Origin of the sequence: Treponema sp. B152, assembly GCF_024181665.1 — a bacterium.
GTDB lineage: Bacteria > Spirochaetota > Spirochaetia > Treponematales > Treponemataceae > Treponema_B > Treponema_B denticola.
Genome location: NZ_CP058668.1, coordinates 1,691,726 through 1,711,298, shown reverse-complemented (window position 1 = coordinate 1,711,298; position 19,573 = coordinate 1,691,726). Strand labels below are relative to the sequence as shown.

Annotated in this window: 23 protein-coding genes; 22 read left to right on the top strand and 1 reads right to left on the bottom strand. The window is 39.7% G+C overall.

Annotated elements, in window-relative coordinates:
* Window positions 1–27 precede the first annotated feature (27 nt).
* The 12 genes from glmL (at window position 28) to HYB91_RS07910 (ending at window position 9,941) form a co-directional block, all read left to right on the top strand.
* Window positions 28–1,407, top strand: coding sequence for a methylaspartate mutase accessory protein GlmL (glmL, locus tag HYB91_RS07965; protein WP_002677491.1), 1,380 nt, complete (start codon window positions 28–30; stop codon window positions 1,405–1,407).
* A 146-nt stretch (window positions 1,408–1,553) separates the two neighbouring features.
* Window positions 1,554–1,742: a 50S ribosomal protein L32 gene (gene rpmF / locus HYB91_RS07960; RefSeq protein WP_002670496.1), complete on the top strand. Its 189-nt coding sequence runs from the start codon at window positions 1,554–1,556 to the stop codon at window positions 1,740–1,742.
* A 12-nt stretch (window positions 1,743–1,754) separates the two neighbouring features.
* Window positions 1,755–1,991, top strand: a complete 237-nt coding sequence (acpP, locus tag HYB91_RS07955) for an acyl carrier protein (RefSeq protein ID WP_002670497.1) — start codon at window positions 1,755–1,757, stop codon at window positions 1,989–1,991.
* Window positions 1,992–2,014: 23 nt separating this feature from the next.
* On the top strand, window positions 2,015–2,755 hold the full coding sequence (gene rnc, locus HYB91_RS07950; RefSeq protein ID WP_002670498.1) for a ribonuclease III: 741 nt from the start codon (window positions 2,015–2,017) through the stop codon (window positions 2,753–2,755).
* Window positions 2,756–3,026: 271 nt separating this feature from the next.
* The gene (locus tag HYB91_RS07945) at window positions 3,027–3,467 is read left to right on the top strand and encodes an Hsp20/alpha crystallin family protein (RefSeq protein WP_002677493.1); all 441 of its coding nucleotides are present in this window, start codon (window positions 3,027–3,029) and stop codon (window positions 3,465–3,467) included.
* A 99-nt stretch (window positions 3,468–3,566) separates the two neighbouring features.
* Window positions 3,567–4,415 carry a hypothetical protein gene (locus HYB91_RS07940; protein WP_002677495.1) on the top strand — a complete coding sequence of 283 codons (849 nt, stop codon included), beginning with the start codon at window positions 3,567–3,569 and terminating at the stop codon, window positions 4,413–4,415.
* Window positions 4,416–4,606: 191 nt separating this feature from the next.
* Entirely contained in the window at window positions 4,607–5,470 is an 864-nt protein-coding gene (locus HYB91_RS07935; protein WP_002694202.1) for a PD-(D/E)XK nuclease family transposase, read from the top strand.
* Window positions 5,471–5,521: 51 nt separating this feature from the next.
* Complete coding sequence (locus HYB91_RS07930; protein ID WP_002677499.1) at window positions 5,522–6,868, top strand: CCA tRNA nucleotidyltransferase; 1,347 nt, start codon at window positions 5,522–5,524, stop codon at window positions 6,866–6,868.
* 80 nt (window positions 6,869–6,948) lie between these two features.
* Window positions 6,949–7,881, top strand: a complete 933-nt coding sequence (locus tag HYB91_RS07925) for a magnesium transporter CorA family protein (RefSeq protein ID WP_002670503.1) — start codon at window positions 6,949–6,951, stop codon at window positions 7,879–7,881.
* A gap of 67 nt (window positions 7,882–7,948) precedes the next feature.
* Window positions 7,949–8,275: a PadR family transcriptional regulator gene (locus HYB91_RS07920; RefSeq protein ID WP_002670505.1), complete on the top strand. Its 327-nt coding sequence runs from the start codon at window positions 7,949–7,951 to the stop codon at window positions 8,273–8,275.
* An 89-nt stretch (window positions 8,276–8,364) separates the two neighbouring features.
* A complete protein-coding gene (locus HYB91_RS07915; protein ID WP_002677502.1) occupies window positions 8,365–9,033 on the top strand; it encodes a permease prefix domain 1-containing protein in 669 nt (222 codons plus the stop codon).
* Complete coding sequence (locus HYB91_RS07910) at window positions 9,030–9,941, top strand: DUF4097 family beta strand repeat-containing protein (protein WP_002677504.1); 912 nt, start codon at window positions 9,030–9,032, stop codon at window positions 9,939–9,941. Before HYB91_RS07915 ends, HYB91_RS07910 begins: the two co-directional genes overlap by 4 nt.
* On the opposite strand, the gene HYB91_RS07905 is transcribed toward HYB91_RS07910, so the two are convergent.
* The gene (locus HYB91_RS07905; RefSeq protein ID WP_002677506.1) at window positions 9,915–11,486 is read right to left on the bottom strand and encodes an NAD-dependent epimerase/dehydratase family protein; all 1,572 of its coding nucleotides are present in this window, start codon (window positions 11,484–11,486) and stop codon (window positions 9,915–9,917) included. The genes HYB91_RS07910 and HYB91_RS07905 overlap by 27 nt on opposite strands.
* 145 nt (window positions 11,487–11,631) lie before the next feature.
* Here HYB91_RS07905 and HYB91_RS07900 point away from each other — a divergent pair, with 145 nt between their 5' ends.
* The 10 genes from HYB91_RS07900 (at window position 11,632) to rpsG (ending at window position 19,513) form a co-directional block, all read left to right on the top strand.
* Window positions 11,632–12,495 (top strand): FAD synthetase family protein, encoded by an 864-nt coding sequence (locus HYB91_RS07900; protein WP_002677507.1) that lies wholly within the window; start codon window positions 11,632–11,634, stop codon window positions 12,493–12,495.
* Window positions 12,496–12,498: 3 nt separating this feature from the next.
* Window positions 12,499–12,768: a 30S ribosomal protein S15 gene (gene rpsO, locus HYB91_RS07895; protein WP_002671840.1), complete on the top strand. Its 270-nt coding sequence runs from the start codon at window positions 12,499–12,501 to the stop codon at window positions 12,766–12,768.
* 116 nt (window positions 12,769–12,884) lie between these two features.
* Window positions 12,885–14,981, top strand: coding sequence for a polyribonucleotide nucleotidyltransferase (gene pnp / locus HYB91_RS07890; protein WP_080612197.1), 2,097 nt, complete (start codon window positions 12,885–12,887; stop codon window positions 14,979–14,981).
* 71 nt (window positions 14,982–15,052) lie between these two features.
* The gene (dut, locus tag HYB91_RS07885; RefSeq protein WP_002670520.1) at window positions 15,053–15,487 is read left to right on the top strand and encodes a dUTP diphosphatase; all 435 of its coding nucleotides are present in this window, start codon (window positions 15,053–15,055) and stop codon (window positions 15,485–15,487) included.
* A gap of 18 nt (window positions 15,488–15,505) precedes the next feature.
* A complete protein-coding gene (locus HYB91_RS07880) occupies window positions 15,506–16,639 on the top strand; it encodes an LptF/LptG family permease (protein WP_002670521.1) in 1,134 nt (377 codons plus the stop codon).
* Entirely contained in the window at window positions 16,636–17,709 is a 1,074-nt protein-coding gene (locus HYB91_RS07875; protein WP_002677514.1) for an LptF/LptG family permease, read from the top strand. Before HYB91_RS07880 ends, HYB91_RS07875 begins: the two co-directional genes overlap by 4 nt.
* A 91-nt stretch (window positions 17,710–17,800) precedes the next feature.
* Window positions 17,801–18,220, top strand: coding sequence for a YbaN family protein (locus HYB91_RS07870; RefSeq protein WP_002677516.1), 420 nt, complete (start codon window positions 17,801–17,803; stop codon window positions 18,218–18,220).
* A complete protein-coding gene (locus tag HYB91_RS07865) occupies window positions 18,195–18,557 on the top strand; it encodes a nitrous oxide-stimulated promoter family protein (protein ID WP_002677518.1) in 363 nt (120 codons plus the stop codon). The genes HYB91_RS07870 and HYB91_RS07865 overlap by 26 nt, the downstream gene beginning before the upstream one ends.
* Before the next feature lie 100 nt (window positions 18,558–18,657).
* Complete coding sequence (rpsL, locus tag HYB91_RS07860; RefSeq protein ID WP_002670535.1) at window positions 18,658–19,032, top strand: 30S ribosomal protein S12; 375 nt, start codon at window positions 18,658–18,660, stop codon at window positions 19,030–19,032.
* 10 nt (window positions 19,033–19,042) lie between these two features.
* Window positions 19,043–19,513 carry a 30S ribosomal protein S7 gene (rpsG, locus tag HYB91_RS07855; protein ID WP_002670537.1) on the top strand — a complete coding sequence of 157 codons (471 nt, stop codon included), beginning with the start codon at window positions 19,043–19,045 and terminating at the stop codon, window positions 19,511–19,513.
* Window positions 19,514–19,573 lie beyond the last annotated feature (60 nt).

The window sequence follows — 19,573 nt, the reverse complement described above, 5'->3', positions numbered from 1 at the left end:
AAGATCGAACTTTAAGATTTACTTAAAATGAACTGTTATTTATTTGTTGACTTTGGAAGCACGAACACAAAGATAACCCTTGTGGATATCGAAAAAGAAGACATAATCGGTACGGCAAAGGCCTATACGACTGTTGAAACCGATGTTATGATAGGCTATAATAATGCCCTTGAGCTATTGCACAAAAAGACAGGAACGGATTATACGGTGGTAAAAAGCCTTGCCTGCTCCTCCGCAGCAGGAGGCTTAAAGATTATAGCGATAGGCCTTGTGCCTGAACTTACAAGCGAGGCAGCAAAAAGGGCTGCCCTCGGTGCCGGAGCCAAGGTAATTCACACTTACAGCCACAATCTCAACAAGAGTGAAGCTGAAGCGATCGTAAACTCAAATGCCGATATAATCCTATTGGCCGGAGGTACAAACGGCGGCGATTCGCGCTGTATAATCCACAATGCAAAGATGCTTGCCGATTACGGAGTACGGGTTCCTGTCGTTGTTGCAGGAAACAAGAGCGCCGAAGACGAAATAATCGAAATCTTCAAAGATAAGGTAGATTTTCATCTGGCCGAGAACGTAATGCCGAAGATAAACAAGCTCAATGTTGAAAGTGCCCGCGAAACAATCCGCAGTATCTTTATGAATAATATCGTGCATGCAAAGGGCATGACCCATGTCGAAAATAATATAGATAATATCCTGATGCCGACTCCTGCTGCCGTCCTAAAGGCAGCCCAAACCCTGTCTGAGGGTACTGACAATGAAGCCGGTTTAGGAGATCTCGTTATCTTGGACATAGGCGGGGCTACAACCGACGTTCATTCTGCTGCTGAAGGAGATCCGACACAAGGCTCTGTCTTTTTGTATGGTCTCCCTGAAGCCTTTTTAAAACGCACGGTGGAAGGCGACCTTGGGATGCGTTACTCCCTTCCGACAGTTGCTGATGTTCAAGGTCCCCATGGGCTTCGCCATTATCTTTCAAAAGAGTATAAGTACAATATTGAAGAAGAAGTCAAAAAACGGAATGAGCACACCGATTTTATTTCTGAAAACGCAAAAGACCTTGCCTTTGATTGTGCTGTTGCCAAGGTTTGTGCCGATGTTTCCATGGGCAGGCATGTAGGAGTTTTGACCCCTGTTTATACGGGCTGCGGTGCCAGCTTTCAGCAAGAGGGAAAGGATTTAACCCGGCTGAGTTATATAATAGGGACGGGCGGAATTTTGGTTTATAATCCCAATTATAAGGAAATTATGGAAGCCTGCAAATTCCGTGAGGATGATCCTTTTAGCTTAAAACCTAAAAATCCACAGTTCCTTCTTGATAAGGAGTATATACTATCGGCTATGGGGCTTTTGGCTACCGAAGATCCCGATATGGCTATAAGGATAATGAAAAAACATCTGGTATAAACCGATATTTTATCATCTTTTCAATTTTGTATTGACTTTTTATGCATTTTAGTGTAGTATGAACCCTTAAATGTATGGTAAGGCCGCATAATGGTGCGGCAGATACGCTTTTTTAATTTTAGATATTTTGTAGTGGAGGATTGAGTATGGCTGTACCAAGAGCGAATACATCAAAAGCTAGAACAAGACGCCGACGCGGTGTTAATATGCGTTTACAAGCGCCAAATCTTGTTGAGTGTTCCGGATGCGGTAATTTGATTATGCCTCATCATGTATGCCCCAAATGCGGGTTTTATAAAGGCAAGCAGGTTATTAACCCCGATAAATTAGACTAAAGGAGATAGTTTATGGATGATTTATTCAAAAAGATTCAGCAATTAATTGCAGCAAAGTTGGAAATCGACGAAGACAAGGTTACATTGGATTCTTCATTCCGACAAGATTTAGGTGCCGATAGTCTTGACACCTATGAACTTGTTTATGCTCTCGAAGAGGATATGGGTATTAAGATCCCGGACGAAAAGGCTAATGAGTTTGAAACTGTCCGCGACGCCTATGAATTTATCAAATCTCAGCAAAAATAAGTTTTGTTTTAAGGAGCAGCTCTTTGTTTCCGATAAAAAGCGGTCTTGAGCCCAAGAGGAAGCAGGAGCTCCTTGAGTTCCAAAAGCAAGCGGGATTGAAGTTTAAAGATTTACGCTTGCTTGATCTTGCTTTCCATCACAGGTCTTTTTCCAACGAACATAATAATTTCCACGCAAATAATGAACGCCTCGAGTTTTTAGGGGACTCCGTACTCGGACTTGTCGCGGCTTCCTATCTTTATAAGTCTTTTGAAGACAGGCCGGAGGGGGAGCTTGCAAAGATAAAGGCTTCCGCTGTTTCCGAAGATGCTCTTTCAAAGACTGCTTCTAAACTGAATATAAGTAATTACTTGGTTTTAGGAAGGGGTGAAGAAATGTCCGGCGGAAGAGAAAAAAAGGCCATCCTTGCCGATGCCCTTGAAGCCGTTATCGGTGCCTACTATATTGATTCGGGTTTTAAAGCGGCTCAAAAATTTGTTCTAAGACTTTTGGAATCTACCATCCATTCGGTCCTGGAAAAGAAGTTTATAAGCGACTATAAATCCCTCCTTCAGGAATTGGTACAAAAGAAATTTAAAACGGTTCCCAAGTATGAGCTTAAAAAGGCTAGCGGACCCGACCATGACCGTACTTTTTGGTTCTCGGTTTCAATAAACGGTAAGGTTTATGGACCTCTTTCGGGTAAAACAAAAAAAGAAGCTGAACAGTCTGTAGCAAAAGTGGCCTATGAAAACCTGTGTTCAGAGTCTACTGTGTCAAAATAACTCTATTTAAAATGAAATTTTGGCACAATAGTACTTTTTGTCGCGATTTCATTTACGTTTTCTGTGTTTAAAAATCAAAAATCTGTTTATTTTAATTATTTCGATTTTATAATTCTATATCCAATATAAAATTATAAAATTGTGTCAAAAACCGCCTCTTTTCTTATAGATTGGCATATAAATTGCTTGTATATAAGTGACAGCTTAAAGAGCCGACTCACAGAGCCGCTCATTGAGCTTGAAATAGTAACTTATAAGCAGGAGGTGCTTTATGAATAGTTTAAGTCTTTTTAGTCCGTCTTTTACGGACAGCGTATTTGATGCCCTTGATAGGAGCTTGGGTTCCAATTTTGGAGTTTTTGCTCCGATCAAGAATGCAAGCTGCGGAATGCCGAGTGTCGATATCCGCGAAACCGAAAAAGCCTATGTTATGGAAGTAGATCTTCCGGGTTACAGCGAAAAAGATGTTGAAATCAGCTTAAAAGATAGGCTTATGACAATCTCATCTTCCAAAAAAGAAGAAAAGGAAGATAAGGGAGCAGAGTACATCATAAAGGAGCGAAGTTCAAGGCATTTTATGAGGCGTTTTACCTTGCCTGAGGATATAAACTCCGATGAAGTTTCTGCAAAATTTGAAAACGGTGTTTTGGTTGTAAATATTCCGAGAAAACCTGATACCCAGCCAAAACAAATCGAAATCAAAACTGCATAAAAAAACTACCTCTGTTCACCAGCTTACCTGCGTCTTGCCTTAGGGCAGGGCGCAGTTTTTTTATAATGCTTTGTGTAAAAACTGCCGATAAAATTATCGATGGTTTCCGTATATAGACAATATGAAAATTCCAATTCCTCGGTTTTAACCAACTCGCTTTTGCGCAGGGAATTTCTTTACGGCCTAAAATTTTTTGCCGTACAAGAGAATTTTATGAGCGAGCAAGGAGCGGTATTGCGTATGAGGATTTCTTTGGCCTGCGTAGAAGCCAGAGCTGTGGTTATTGATGCCTATATTCAAACCGACGGAAACCTGTCATACCTCTTTGTTTTATGCTCATCGATTCTGCCTCCTCAAGTTTTTTCTGAAACCGTAAAAAATATCCTTCCGAATGCGGTTATCGAAGAATTTTATAAGACTCAGGCTGAAGGCTATTTGGAATCGGCCTCTCAAGAGGCACTGACAAAAAAGCCGATCCCGTTTTTTTCACCCGCAGGAGTAAATTCCGAATCAAACCATCTTTTAATTTCTCTTTTTATTGAGCATAGGGCTGTCCTTTTGGAGAATAAAAAAGGCGGTCTTTTGGAAAAAAGCCTAAAAAAAGGGTCTCGAAGTCTTTTAAATGAGGCTTCCGAAATACGTAAATATTCTGCTGCAAATTTGGATCTAAACATCTTGTTGTTTCAAAAAGAAAATCTAATCCTTTCGATTCCGGTTTTTCAAATCAAAAAAATCGATAAGGATGTTTTTCAGAAAAAGTTTATTCAAATTTTTCCCGAATACGGAGGAAAAAAAATCTATGTAGATGATGTCTTTTGTATAAAAAACATAGATCTTTCCAAAGTAAATTTTACCAAAAGGTTGAAAAGGGGTATATATAGAATCACAATACCCGATGCTAAGACAATCTTGGAATTTAACCTTTTAGTTCCTTCGATGTATGAGTGAATCCCTATGCGCTATCCTGTTTCAAAAAAAATGAATAAAATGTAAAAATGCAAGTTCTTAAAAACTTTTCTATATCCCGTCGCTATAAAATAAACAATCCTTTTTTCAAAATTTTACTATTTATTCAACTTAGAACCCTATAATTATGTGAAGACAGGCAAGAATAATTTGCTGTTTTAAGGAGAAAAGTTATGTCAAATGAACAATCTATTTTAAACCCCAAAACCGATTGGGTTTTTAAGTTGATGTTTTCCAAAGGCGAAGAAGGAAACAAGGCTCTGATAAGCTTTTTAAACGCTTTTTTGGAAGATTCTTACGGTAAAATCAACAAGGCAGAAATCATAAACACCGAGCTTATTCGGGACAGGCCTTCGGGAGAAACTTACCGCCTCGATTTTTTGATTCGAACCGACAACGGTCTTCTTGTAGACCTTGAGATGCAGCAGTTTTGGAAAACAAACTATCATCGCAGAAGTCAAATGTACCTCATGCGCCTAGCTTCCCGCTTTTTAAAGACGGAGCCCAAAGAGGACGATTTTTTGTACGCAATAAGTCTTTCCGTTTTTGGCTGCGATGTTCCTAAAAATGCAGAGCTTGTAAGAATGCCTGAAAGCTCGATAATTCAATATCTTTATGTTGAATTAAACGAGCTAATAGGTTATACTATGAAAAAGAGATTGGATGAGTATAGCTTAAAAGATTTTTGGATAAGATTTTTAGCCAACTATGAAGAAGACAAAAAAAGCGGAATGTTGGAAGAATTGTGTAAATTAGAGGAGGGTATAAAAATGGCAGAAGCAACACTCTTTAGGGTAACTGATGAAGAGAGGCGAATGGCAATAGAACTCTCTGACGAAAAATACCGGATGTATGTGGAAGATGAACGCAGTGAAGCCAGGAGAGAGGGCTTGGCAGAAGGCCGGTCTGCCGGTTTAGCCGAAGGCTCATATCAAGCAAAAGTGGAAGTGGCTGTCTCTTTTAAAAGACTTGGTGTTGATATTGATAAAATAGCTGAAGGTACAGGCTTGAGCCGAGAAAAAATAGAAGCGCTGTAGCTTAAAAACGCCTATAGACAGGTCCTAAATTTTTGTGTAAACTTTATTCCTATGCGCTATCCTGTTTCAAAAAAAATGAGTGAGATTGCTTCCGTTTTTTTCAATGCCGGTTTTTCGGCCTACCTTGTGGGCGGAGCTGTGCGGGACTGGTTTTTAGGAAAGCCGTGCAAGGATTACGATATAGCTACCGATGCCGAACCCAAGGAAGTTCAAGCCCTTTTCCGTAAGACGATTCCCACGGGGATAGCCCACGGTACGGTTACTATTCTTTACAAGGGCGAAAAAATAGAATGTACCACCTTCCGCTGCGAGGCCGATTATTCCGACGGCCGGAGGCCTCAGAGCGTTAACTATGTCCGTTCAATCGAAGAAGATTTGAGCCGCAGAGACTTCACTATGAATGCAATAGCAGTCTCTTTGAAGGACGGTTCCATTGTTGACCCTTTTGAGGGCGTAAAATCGATAAAATCAAAAACCATTAAAACCGTCGGCTCTCCCCTTGACCGCTTTGGGGAAGACGGCTTGAGGCCTATCAGGGCAATCCGCTTTGCTTCACAGCTGGGCTTTAAGATAGAAGAGGAAACATTAAAAGCGATTCCCTTAAGTATTGAAGTTTGCAAAAAAGTTTCGATAGAAAGGTTTCGGGACGAATTCGTTAAAATGCTTTTAAGTGAGCATCCTATAATTTCTTTAAAGCTCTTGGAGGATACGGGGCTTTTAAAAGTCTTTTTGCCCGAGCTTTCGGATTGCCGCGGGGTCGAGCAAAAAGGAATGCACTCCTTCGATGTGCTTGACCACAGCTTTTTAAGCTGCGATGCCGCTCCGCAAGATAATACGATTGTGCGATTGGCCGCCCTTTTCCACGATATAGGAAAGGTAAGTACCAGAGAAAAAAATGAATACGGCGATTATACCTTTTATAAGCATGAGGCAGTTTCAGAAAAACTTACCAAAAAGATAATGCAGCGTTTAAAATTCCCGAGCAAGGAAATTGAAGAGGTTTCTCATCTGGTGGGGCTTCACATGTTTCATTATACGGAGGATTGGACCGATGCTGCAGTCCGCCGCTTTATAGTCAGAGCCGGAGTAGAAAATATTCCGAATCTCTTCGATTTAAGAAGGGCCGACGGTTTCGGCATGACAGGAAAGGCTCCCGATTTAAGCAATTTGGCGGCCTTTAAAAAAAGGCTTGAAAAAGTCATAGCCGAAGATTCTGCCCTGAGTTTAAAAGATCTGGCCGTCGGCGGCAGAGAGCTGATGGAAATCGGAATTCCTGCAGGCCCTAAGCTCGGCATAATCTTACAAAAGCTATTTGAAGCCGTTCTTGAAGACCCTTCACAAAATACCAAAGCCCAACTTTTAAAAATTGCGGCTGCAATAAATTCCAATTTGAGTTAAATTATTGATATTAAGGAAAACCTCAAAAAACTGAAGTTTTTATAGGTTCCCATAATATAAAAAATATGATAAGCTAAGATATGTTTGTAAAATTAGATGCAGAATTGACACCGATTGATCCTCGGACCGAAAAAATAACGGGACCTGTTGCCGGCTATATAAGATTTAAAGAACTCATCGAGCTTCAAGGGCTTTTAGGCCTAGATCCTCTTTTTATCGAGCAATGCAGCGATTTTTCCCAACAAAATACCCTGGGTGTTTGGGAAGACTACAGTTTCGGCGTTATAAATATAGTCGAAATGGAAAACATTTTTAAAGACCGCGATACGATAGGGCTTTATATATCAAAAAATCTTTTTTTGGCCATAGAAATTATCGACAAGGACTACTCCGCTCAAAAAGCTTTTGAAGCTGCCTTACAGCAAACTATAGTTCGTGAAAGAAACATTCCGCGTATTCTTAACCGTTTTTTTAAAGAGCTTATCAAGTCCCATGCCGGCGTCTACTACCGTTTTAGAAAAAAAATATCCGAACTGGAAATGAGGGTTTGGGAAAAAATAGAAGAAGACAGTAACTTTGAATCGGAGCTTTCAAATATCAACAATGAGCTTTTAACCCTCTTTAGCTATTATGATCAGTTGGAAGATTTTTGCCAGGAGCTGGCCGAAAACGAAAACGAAATTTTTACCGAAGAAGAATTGACAATCATAAACCTGCTTTCCAAAAGGGTAGAGCGTTATGGAGCAAATATCCGTATTTTAAGGGAGTATTCAAATCAGTTACGGGAATCCTATCAAGCTCAGCTGGATCTACACCTCAATAAGATTATGAAAATCTTTACGGTTGTAACTACAATCTTTCTTCCTCTGACTCTTGTAGTAGGCTGGTACGGTATGAATTTTACCCACATGCCTGAACTTTCATGGGAGTACGGCTATATTACGGTTATAATACTGAGTATTGCCATCGTTGTTTTAGGACTTTGCTGGTTTAAAAAGAAAAAACTGATATAAAAATTCTTATTGCCTAATTTACTTTAGATACCTTGACAGGTTATGTATATTATGTTATAATATACTTATGTTAAACAAACAGGAGATATTACGCGGACTTACCGATACGCTTATTTTAGGCCGGCTGTATTCTAAGGACAGTTACGGTTATGAAATAAATAAACAAATTCATCAAAAGAGTTCATCCTTATTTCAACTTACCGAAGCAACATTGTACACTGCCTTTAGACGGTTGGAAGCGGCAGGACTTTTAACTTCCTATTGGGGTGATGGCGATACAGGTGCCCGAAGGCGGTATTATTCAATCACAAAAACGGGGAAAAAGTTGTACCGTGAAAATGTAAACGATTGGGAAGAATTTTCCGCTGCTATTTCCGGTTTACTTGAATTATAGGGAGATGTGATAAACAGCTCGGCACAAATAGCACCTCGCTTTTTTCGCAAATTGCTATTTGCTGCAAAAAGTTTTCATAGGAGAAGAAAATGAACGAAAAAATTAAAAACTATGTAGGGCTTCTTTTTGAAGGAGTCCCTCAAAGCCGCAAAGCTATTGAGCTGCGGAATGAAATTTTGGCAAACTTAAATGATAGGTTTGAAGCATTGCTGGCAGAAGGCAAATCCGAACATGAGGCTTACGGGTTTGCTATTGCAGGACTTGGAGATGTCGATGAACTTATTAAAACGGTTTTACCGGATAAAGAGATTACCGAAAAAATCGATAAAGAACGCAAACGCAAAGGCTTTCTTACCTCGATTGCCGTAGCACTGTATATGCTTTCGCCTGCCGTGCTTATTTTTCTATCAACGTCTCGTTATGCCAATATTGGTGTTGTGCTGCTGCTTTCTATGGCGGCTGTTGCAACCTCCATTTTAATTTATGTAAATATGAGTACTCCAAGTGAAGTTCAATCTTATTTCAAAAAAGAAGAAAAAATATTTTCGCATGATAATTACGGGCCTAATAAAAACTATTTTTTAACATCGCTTGAAAAATTTTATTGGACATTAGTTCCGCTCGTTTATTTGGCCGTAAGTTTTTACACACACGCATGGCATATTTCATGGCTTATTTTTATTGCCGCCATAGCTGTTTGGCAAGGCGTAAAATTGCTTATTATTTGGTCTAATTATAAAAATGAGGAAAGCAAATGAAAAAAAATATTATTTTGGCACTTGCGTGGTTTTGTTTGGCTTTTGCAGTCATTGCTTTTTTTACAAATGAATTACGCAGATTTAACCGGTTAGGATATAAAGATTTTATGAGATTCGGCATTATAAACGGAAAATTTAATCCACATACTTCCGTGTTAAAAGAAATGCAATTTGATATAAACGAAATACGTTTTATAAAAGCATCGCTTATAAGTGAAGACATAAAATTTATTCCGAGTAACGATGATAAAATTATAGTAAAAATTATCGGCATCGAAGAAAATAAAAAACTTCCCGAAATAAAAAAAGAAAAAGATGCTCTCATTATTAAGGCTTTTGAAACCGAAAAAAAACGATTTTTTTTCGGTTGGGATTATTCGCATAGAATCGAAATTTCCATACCGAGTGCCGAGTTATATATTGCAGAGAATGCCGGAAACGGTAGTGCTGAAAATACAATAAGTGCCTTTATAGAGAGTACTTCTTCGGATATTAGGATTTATGATATTACACTAAAGAATTTACATTTTAAAAGTGTCAGCGGTGATGTGATTTTTAGAAATTCCAAGATTGAAAATCAATTTGAATTTAATACAAAATCAGGCGACATAAGAGGAGAAGCATTCATTTACGGATTTGCCGGAACTTCCGTATCGGGAGATTTTAAATTAAGGTTTTTATCCGCACCTAAAAACGATTCTACATTTAGCAGTACTTCAGGAGACTTTTCAATATATTTACCAAAAGATATAACCGGCTTTTCATGCGATTTTAATTCATCGTCGGGCGATTATAAAAATAGTTTTACCGGCTCGTCTGCCGAAAAGAAAATATACGATGTCTATAAAACGGACAGCCCGCGGCTTTTTATAAAAACCGTTTCAGGAGATTGCAGAATTAGAAGCTAAAATATCCCTAAAACAGTCCTTATCATAAAAATTGTTTTCATCGGGTCTGTGATCGTCATACCAAATCTGGGCATAAAAAGGAACTTTCTTTGCCTGTTCATCAAAATTCCATGGAGGACATGCACATTCGGGGCACCAGTGGCCTGTTTTTAGAACGAGGAAGGGGCTCGCTTTAAATTTATGGCCGTAAGCACAGCTCCACTCAAGCGGAGTGTAGAGGCCTCCCTTTTTCATTTCTGTGCTTAAACATTCGCCGCCCCTAAAACGGGCAGCTTCCCTTAGATCGCTTATATCGAGTTCGCTTTCTTTTTTTGATTCGTCATAGCCGTGATTCAGCAAAAAAGAAGCGGCTTTTTTTTCGTCTTTTAATTCGGAATAGTTCAGCATTTCTCCCGTTTTCGGATTTTTGTTTTCCGATAAAAGCTTATATTCTTTCCAGTTTTGAGGGATTTTTTCAAAGTCTTCTTTCGAGCCGAAAAAAGCCTTTATTCTGCCTTCAAAATTGTGCTTAATCCAATAAAGAGGAGCATTGCTTGTTTTTAAAAGAGGTTCTATGGCAAATTTTCTAATAAGACGCGGAAATGGTTTTCCCAGCTTAAAATACCAAAATTTTTTATCGAGTTTTTTAAAAAAGTCCTCAAAGCCTTCATATTGAAAGTCAAGATAATCATTTAAAATACGGGAATCATAGAACCAGCCGCAGTGAAAGTTGCGGGCCGCATTCCAATGGGGCTTAAAAATCTCCTTTGCCGATCTGCCCATAAGTTTAAAGCCTCGGTCGAGGGTTTCATAACCGGTAACCCGTGCTTCTTTTCCGTTTCCTATATTATAGACCCTCTTCCAAAAATCTTCGGGCAAGGTGCCGCCTGTATCTTTTTCGATGAGGTTTTTAAGCATGAGGCCTGAGGTGCGGGCTGTTGCCCATTCTATCGGAGTATTCCAGCCTGTGTGGAACATAAGGCCGTCATCCATGTTTTTAAGCATAATATCATCGTATAAAACTCCCGACTGTCTCAATGAAACCCAATACTTTAGGCCCGATTCTATTACTTCCCGCTCGGCCATAATCTTAGTGGCCCCGTAAAAGTCAAAGGCTGAACCTATTAAAGGGTCCCCGGTTCTTATCCATGGGTGTTTGAAAGTTCTATTCCCGTATTGAGCGACAGTTCCTATATGAATGAATTTTATTCTGTCTTTTTGGGGCGTTTTTTTTGCGGCATTTATCAAATTTAAGGTGCCTAAAAAGTTTGATTTATAGCCTGCATCGGGATTGTGGTCTATTACGGGAGGAATTATCGCAGCACAATGGATTATATAATCGGCATTTTCGACGGCTCTTTCGCAGTCGGCAAAGATTGATAAGTCCCCGAAAATAATTTTTAAAATATCAGGATATCTTTTTTTTAAAGATTTAGCTAAGCGTATATTGGCTTTTTTTTCTCGCAAGATTATGGTAATATCGTGTTTTCCGGTTTCGGCAATTTGTTTTAAAACTTCAGAGCCCATGGAGCCTGAAGCGCCGGTAATTAAAATAGTCTTTTTCATATATCTATAGTATAAAACTTTTTTGACTTTTGCAATAGGAATCAAGAAAAATATTCAAACTTCAATCTAAGCCCAAAAGCGGGAATAAGTATAAGTCCTCCTCTTGAAACAAAATAGAAAAAAAGATATAATCCGCTCTGTAGTAATGGATGATTTTAAGATAATTTCGTGGGAGGGGCTTGTTGAAGCAGCTCAGTCTGTTTTAACGGGTTCGGATTTTTTCCCCGAAGGAAAAGAAACAGCGATTAGTGTGGGCGGTTTTGACGGCCCCCATAAAGGCCATGATAAGCTTTTACGGCAGGTGTTGACCTATGCAGCCGAAAATGCCCTTGTTCCGGGGCTTGTTACTTTTTTCCGCTCGCCGGCAGCAGTAAAAAATAAGGCTTATTCGGGTGATGTTTCATCGCTCAGGCTAAGATTAAAAAAGTTTCAGGAATTAGGTTTTCATTTCATTGTACTTATTGACTTTTCTGCAAGTTTTGCTAAAATAGAAGGAACTGCGTTCTTTGATATTCTTATAAAGACTATCCGTATGAAGTATTTGGCTGTAGGCAGCGATTTTTTCTGCGGATATCGCCGAGGATTGGGGGTCGACGATTTAAAAAAAATCGCCCCTCAGAAAGGCTTTTGCTTTGATTCCATCGATCCCGTGAATCGAGGTTCCCTTAAGATTAGCTCCAGTGCTATCAGGGAGGCTGTACGTTTAGGGGATTTTTCCCTTGCAAAAGAGCTTTTGGGTTATCCTTTTTTATTTGATTTCGTAAGTTTGCCGTGGGAGGTAAAGGACAAAAACAGCATTTTTGCTCCCAAGGCATATATATCGCAGATTCTTCCGCAAAGCGGGAAATATAGGGTCTTGGTTCAAAAAACAGACAGACAAGAACAAGAAGCTCATTGCCTTATAAATGACGACGGGCTGCTCTTGGGTTTTCCTGAAAAGGATTCAAAAGCTTTTGATCTAAAAGACCTTAATAATTTTGACACTATAGAATTTATTTGTAAGGAGTAAGTAATGGCAGTTACTAAAGAACAAAAAGCATCGATCGTAAAGAAATTCGGTGCAAGCGAAAAAGACACAGGCGATGTAAAGGTGCAGATTGCCTTATTGACCGAAAAAATTAACCAGTTGACAAACCACTGCAAGGATCATCCTAAAGATGCAGGCAGCCGAAGAGGTTTGATCAGCATGGTAGGTCATAGACGCAGTTTGCTTAAATACTACCGCAGAACAGACATTGAAGGTTATAGAACTATTCTTAAAGAGCTTAACCTTAGAAAGTAGTTTGATAAGGTGCAGGGGCAGAAAGACTGAATTCTTGTCCTTGCGCCTTTATCTTTATTTATTGAGTTTTAAAATTAACGTAATTTTAAAGAAGAGATTTTCAAAGAGAAAAAATGATGAGAAAAAGAGTAACTTATAAAATCGGCGAACATGATTTAATTTTAGAAACCGGTTATTTGGCAAAACAGGCCAACGGTTCTATTTATGCGGAATATGCCGGTTCCGCAATTTTAGCTACAATCTGTGCATCGGGACAGGCTCAGGAAGGTTTAGACTATGTCCCCCTAACGGTTGATTATAACGAAAAATATTATGCAGCCGGAAAAATCCCCGGAGGCTTTATAAAAAGAGAGGGTAGACCTAAGGATAAAGAAATCCTTGTTTCCCGTCTTATAGACAGGCCCATGCGCCCCTTATTTAACAAAGAATTCGGGCGTGAAATTCAGCTGGTTCCTACATGTATTTCAACGGATATGATAAACCCGCCCGACATCCTTGCAGTTATCGCAAGCTCTGCAGCCGTTCATATTTCGGATATACCATTTGACGGCCCCGTTGCAGCGGCCCGTGTCGCCTATAAAAACGGCGAATACATTATAAACCCGACATTTAGCCAAATTGAAACGGCCGATATGGAAATTGTAGTTGCCGGAACAAAAGAGGGCATTACGATGGTCGAAGGCGGTGCTAACGAGGTTTCCGAAGAGGTAATGCTCACAGCCTTGGAAAAAGCCCATGAAATGATCAAGGCTCTTTGCAAGATGCAGGAAGATTTACGCGAACTTGCAGGAAAAGAAAAACTTCCCCTCGTTCCTCTTGAAGCCGAGCTTGAAAATAAACAGGCAATTTATGACGAAGCCTTCCCCCGTTTAAGTAAAACCCTCTATCTTTCAACAAAGATGGAACGCCGCGAAGAATCGGACAAGGTAAAAAAAGAATTGGCCGAAAAATATGCCGAACAGCTTGAAGACGAAATTCAGCTTAAACTTTTTAATGCCCTCTTTGAAGAGATGGAGTATAATATTTTAAGAACCAATATCTTGGACAAGGGCTTGCGAGTTGACGGAAGAGGCACTAAGGACATTCGTCCCATTACTTGCGAAATCGGAGTTCTTCCCCGTCCCCACGGTTCGGCCGTCTTTACACGAGGCGAAACCCAGTCCTTGGGTGTTGTAACTATAGGAACAGTCTTTGACGAACAGATATATGATGACATCGAGGGCGACAGAAGAGAAAACTTTATTCTTCACTATAATTTCCCGCCCTTCTCTGTTGGAGAGGTCGGAAGGCTCGGAACGGGCCGAAGGGAAATCGGGCACGGAAACCTTGCACACCGCTCCCTTTATCCGATGGTTCCCGAAAGGGAAAAATTCCCCTATACGGTCCGTGTTGTTTCGGAGGTCTTGGAATCAAACGGTTCTTCTTCGATGGCTACCGTATGTTCGGGAACCCTTTCTATGCTTCATGCAGGCGTTCCCATGAAAAAGCCGGTTGCCGGTATTGCCATGGGTCTTATCACCGAAGGAAACGACCGCTACGCTATTCTTTCCGACATTCTTGGAGAAGAAGATCACTTAGGCGATATGGACTTTAAGGTTGCAGGTACGGCCGACGGAATTACGGGCTTCCAGATGGACATAAAGATTGCAGGTGTTTCGCCTGAAATTATGAAAAATGCCCTTGCACAGGCCAAAGAAGGAAGAATGCACATTCTCGGCATAATGAACCAGTGTATTTCCGCTCCCAATGCGGAACTTTCCCAATATGCTCCAAGGGTTGAGATGATGACAATACCCGAAGACAAGATCGGTGCACTAATCGGCCCCGGCGGAAAGAATGTAAAAGCCATTTCGGATAAGTATAATGTAACAATCAATACCGAAAATGACGGTACCGTAACCATTTACGGCAAGGACGGAACTTCGGATCTTAAAGGCGCAAAGAGTATTGTTAAGGGCATCACAAGCGATCCCGAAGTCGGAATGGTCTATGACGGAACCGTAAAAAAGATTATGGACTTCGGTGCCTTTGTTGAAATACTTCCCGGAAAAGAAGGTCTTTGCCATATTTCAAAACTTTCACGCTCCAGAGTCGAAAAGGTTTCGGATGTGCTTAAAGAAGGACAGGAAATACCCGTTAAACTTTTGGAAATCGATAAGCTCGGAAGGCTCAACCTTTCTTATGTCGATGCTCTTGAAGATCGTTCCAAATAAAACGGAGCATGGAGCCGATCACTCGGCCCATGCTTTTAAATTTTGCGCATGGTGATTTTAGGAGATTGTAAATGGAAGTTTTTACAAAGTTAAAAGAAGGAGCCCTTTTACCGGAATACAAAACAAGCGGATCTGCCGGAGCGGATTTGCGGGCCCTTATTGAAGAACCTATTATCTTAAAACCCATGCAAAGATGCTTAATTCCTACAGGCCTTTCGGTTGAATTACCTAAGGGAATTGAGCTTCAAGTGCGTCCCCGATCGGGGCTTGCACTAAAACACGGCATTACCGTCTTAAACACTCCCGGCACTGTAGATTCGGACTACCGCGGAGAGCTCGCCGTTCTTTTAATAAATCTCGGAAATGAAGACTTTAAAATAGAAAACGGGGACCGCATCGCCCAAGCCGTTATTGCCCAAGCTATTCAGGCTGATTTTGTTCAAAAGGATGAGCTTTCCAATACCGAACGCGGAGCAGGGGGCTACGGTTCTACGGGAATAGCATGATTAAAAAGAGCGTAGTTTATGAGAGGTCTGTCATTTAATCATAAAACAATCTTTGTATATGTTTTTAAAGAACTCCTTTTATATTTTATAGTTTCTTTTTTGTTTTTCTTTTTTATTTTTTTTGTAAATCAGATTCTTTTAATGGCAGAAGAAATCCTATCTAAAAAGGCTCCCACAAAAGATGTTTTATTGCTCTTGTTTTATTCTCTTCCGTTTATAATAGCTACAACAGCTCCATATGCAGCCTTGATAGGAACACTCATGTGCTTAGGCCGCTTTTCGGCAGACCATGAATTTATTTCGATGAATGCTCTAGGAATTTCGACCTCCTTTATTTTGATTCCGGTTTTTGCTTTAGGAGTTTTTGTTTCGGTAGGTTCGTTTATAACAAACGATATTTTGATTCCGCGCGGGACAATAAAATTTAACGAGGTGCTTTACAATATTGCTTCTTCGACTCCGGCCCTCGAACTTGAGTCTTATTCGGTTAAGCGTAATGAAAATTCAATAGTTGTTTCCGGCTTGATAAAGGATAATTCAATCCATGATCTTTTAATAATCGATTCAAGTCAGAGAGGAGCGAAAAGATTTTTATCTTCATCTCAAACCGATGTAAAAAAATCCAACGACAGATCGATTATCATGCAGCTTGAAATGCTCAATCCCCGTCTTTTAAATTTGGATTTAAACAATAGATCTAAATTTGATGTTGTCTATGGGGAAAGTATAACCTACAATGTTCTTGCAAAGGATGTTGCCCCTAAGTTTATTTCAAGTTCAGGTCCCGACAAGATGACTTCTTATGACCTAATAAAAGATATAAAGCAAAAAAAGGAAGCCGGTGATACAAGTCCGCGTCTTTTGAATATCTATATTATGGAGCTTCACCGTAAATTTTCTGTTCCCTTCGGTGCCTTCTTTTTTGTATTGTTGGCTTTTGCTATAAGCCGTGCCGGTAAGACCTATGATCAGAGTACGGGTTTTATAGTGGGGCTTTTAATTTCAGTTGCTTATTGGGCCTTTTTGATAGGAGGGCAAATGCTCTGCCTTGAATCTGGCCTAAATATAAACGGAGCCCTTGTAATGTGGTTTCCGAATGTTTTGTTGGTAATCTGCACGGCTGTGATTGCAATAAAGAGGTTGTTAAAATGAGGCTGCTTCAAAGATACTTGCTTAAACTTTTTATACCAACCTTCGTTGTTGCAATGCTTTTTTTTGTCTTGCTTTTACAGTTGGGAGACTTATTTGCCAATATAGTTGCCTATCTTCAAAATGGAGCACAGTTTAAAGATATTGTAAAAGTTATGTGGCTCTACATTCCTAAATGTATTGCTTATTCCGTGCCCTTGGCAATTCTTTTTGCCGGCTCTTACACCATGGGAAATTTATATGCACAAAATGAACTTACATCGATATTTTCGGCGGGAATATCGTTAGGCCGTTTTACCCTTCCTCTTTTGGTTTTGGGGCTCTGTTTTTCTGTAGGGATGATTTTTTTTGAAGACAATGTGGTTATAAAGTATTTTTATGAAAAAACGCAGCTTTCAAAAAAACTTTTGCAAGAAGAAGAAAGTTTGGATACTCAAGACTTGGTAATTTTATCCGAACTCGGAAAAATCGTATACACGGCCGATTATTTTAATGCAGAAAATCAAACTCTTGCAAATGCCTACATAATAATCCGTGACGAGGATGGAAATTTATCGTTGGTTATTAAAAGCTCTCATATGGTCTGGAATGAAGACCGCTGGACTACTGACAGTGCTGAAGTTTACCGATTTGATGAAAAAAATATTGTGAGCTGTTTGAACCATATTCCGGATAATATAATTCTTTCAGAGCCTCCTTCTAATTTTCAAAAAAATCTAAGCTCGGTCGATGAAATGAGAATTTCGGAAGCAAAAGAATTTATTGCTGCCCTTAAAAAAAACGGCCTTCCGTATTATGAGGCTCTTTCAAAATATCACAGGCGCTTTTCGTTTCCGTTTACTATTTTTATAGTCTTGTTTTTTTCGATTTCTTTGGGCGGCAAATTTAAAAAGAATATCCTGCTGATGAGTATCTTATTCAGTTTGGGAATAGCAACTCTTTTTTACGTTACGGAAATGGTTACTATGTTAAGTGCCAAGTGGGAATATATCTCGCCCCTTGCAGGAGCGTGGACGCCTATTTTTATATTCTCTATTTTAAGTATCTTTTTACTAAAAAAATCGCGGACTTAGGGCCGGGCATCTTGAAAAAACTTCCAAACCTGATTACTTGATAAAAATTAAAAAATAACGTAAATTACGACTAACTAAAGGTGTGAGGATTATGAAGATAATAAATATTTTTTGGATTGTGCTGGGTTTTATTTGTCTGGGCCTTGGAGTTATAGGTATTATTATGCCTATTTTACCGACAACGCCCTTTTTTTTAGTAACAGTCGTATGCTTTGCTAAGGGCTCGGAAAGACTAAAACAATGGTTTATGAGCACATCTTTTCATAAAAAATACATTCAAAGCTTTTACGAAAAAAAGGGTATGACTTTAAAAAACAAGCTTATCATACTTTCCTTTGCCTCAATCATGCTTGCAGCCGCTTTTTATTTTTCGGCTAAGCCCTATGCCCGAATCTTAATAGCCTGTGTATTTTTGGCTAAATATTACGTATTTATCTTTAAGATAAAAACTCTTCCGGATGATGAAAAATCGGCAATAAAAGCAGATGCGGGTTGTGTTGAACAAAGATAAAAAAGAACAAGAAAAAAAGCTCATTGCTATTATGATAGATATGTACCGCTCTTTTAAAGGAAGAGAAATGAGTGATGAGGAGCTTGATGAGCTTTTTTTATATGCATCAAAGAGGATTGAAACCTGCATTTATCGAAAAAATGATGAAAAAAAACCTTTTTGCAATGTCTGTCCTGTGCATTGCTATAAAAGAGATATGCGTGAAAAAATAAAAAAGGTAATGAGGTATGCAGGACCGAGACTTTTATTTAAACGTCCCATTTTAAGTTTAAAGCACCTTTTTAAGACAATTTATGCAAAAAAGCATCCTCCGAAGCCTCCGGGGAGATTTAATTAAAAACGCCTGTTTACGGCATTGACTTTTTTTTAAAATTTATGTTATACTGTACTTTCTGATATTCCGTAGTGCTGGCGGATAAATTAAGGAGATAAGGCTTATGCCTACAATTAATCAATTGATAAAAAAGGGACGCAAATCTGCTGCAGTTAAGACAAAGAGTCCTGCTTTGCAGTCTTGTCCCCAAAAGCGCGGTGTTTGCACCAGCGTTAAGACGATTACGCCTAAAAAACCGAACTCGGCCTTAAGAAAGGTTGCCCGTATTCGTTTAAGTAACGGAATCGAAGTAACCGCTTATATTCCCGGTATCGGACACAACTTGCAGGAACACTCCGTTGTTCTCGTAAGAGGCGGACGTGTTAAGGACCTCCCGGGTGTACGCTATCACATTATACGCGGTACTAAAGACGCTCTCGGTGTAGAAGACAGAAAACGAGGCCGCTCCAAGTACGGAGCCAAGAGGCCCAAGGCTTAAGGAGTAAAAAATGGGTAGAGGAAAAATTACTGCAAGACGCCCTGTTGCTCCCGACAGCAAGTACAATAGCGTGGTAGTTACCCGCTTTATCGGAAGAATGATGCTTTCAGGGAAAAAGAGCATTACTACAAAAATCATGTACGATTCTTTTGATAAAATCAAGGAAAAGACCGGCGAAGAACCATTGGCCGTTTTTTCAAAGGCCTTGGACAACGTAAAACCTGTTGTTGAAGTAAAATCCCGCCGAGTCGGAGGTGCCACTTATCAGGTTCCGATGGACATTCCGGAGGGAAGGCGAGAAGCCTTGGCTATGCGCTGGATTATCGGCGCTGCTCGAAAAAGAAGCGGTCATGAGATGTCCGAAAGATTGGCTTCAGAGCTGATCGATGCATACAACAACACCGGAACAGCCTTCAAAAAGAAGGAAGAAGTTCACAGAATGGCCGAAGCAAACAAAGCTTTTGCACACTTCAGGTGGTAGTTCAAAGGGGAGTTCGGAATACGGACTCCCTTTTTTTGTAAATATTTTATCCGCCATGAA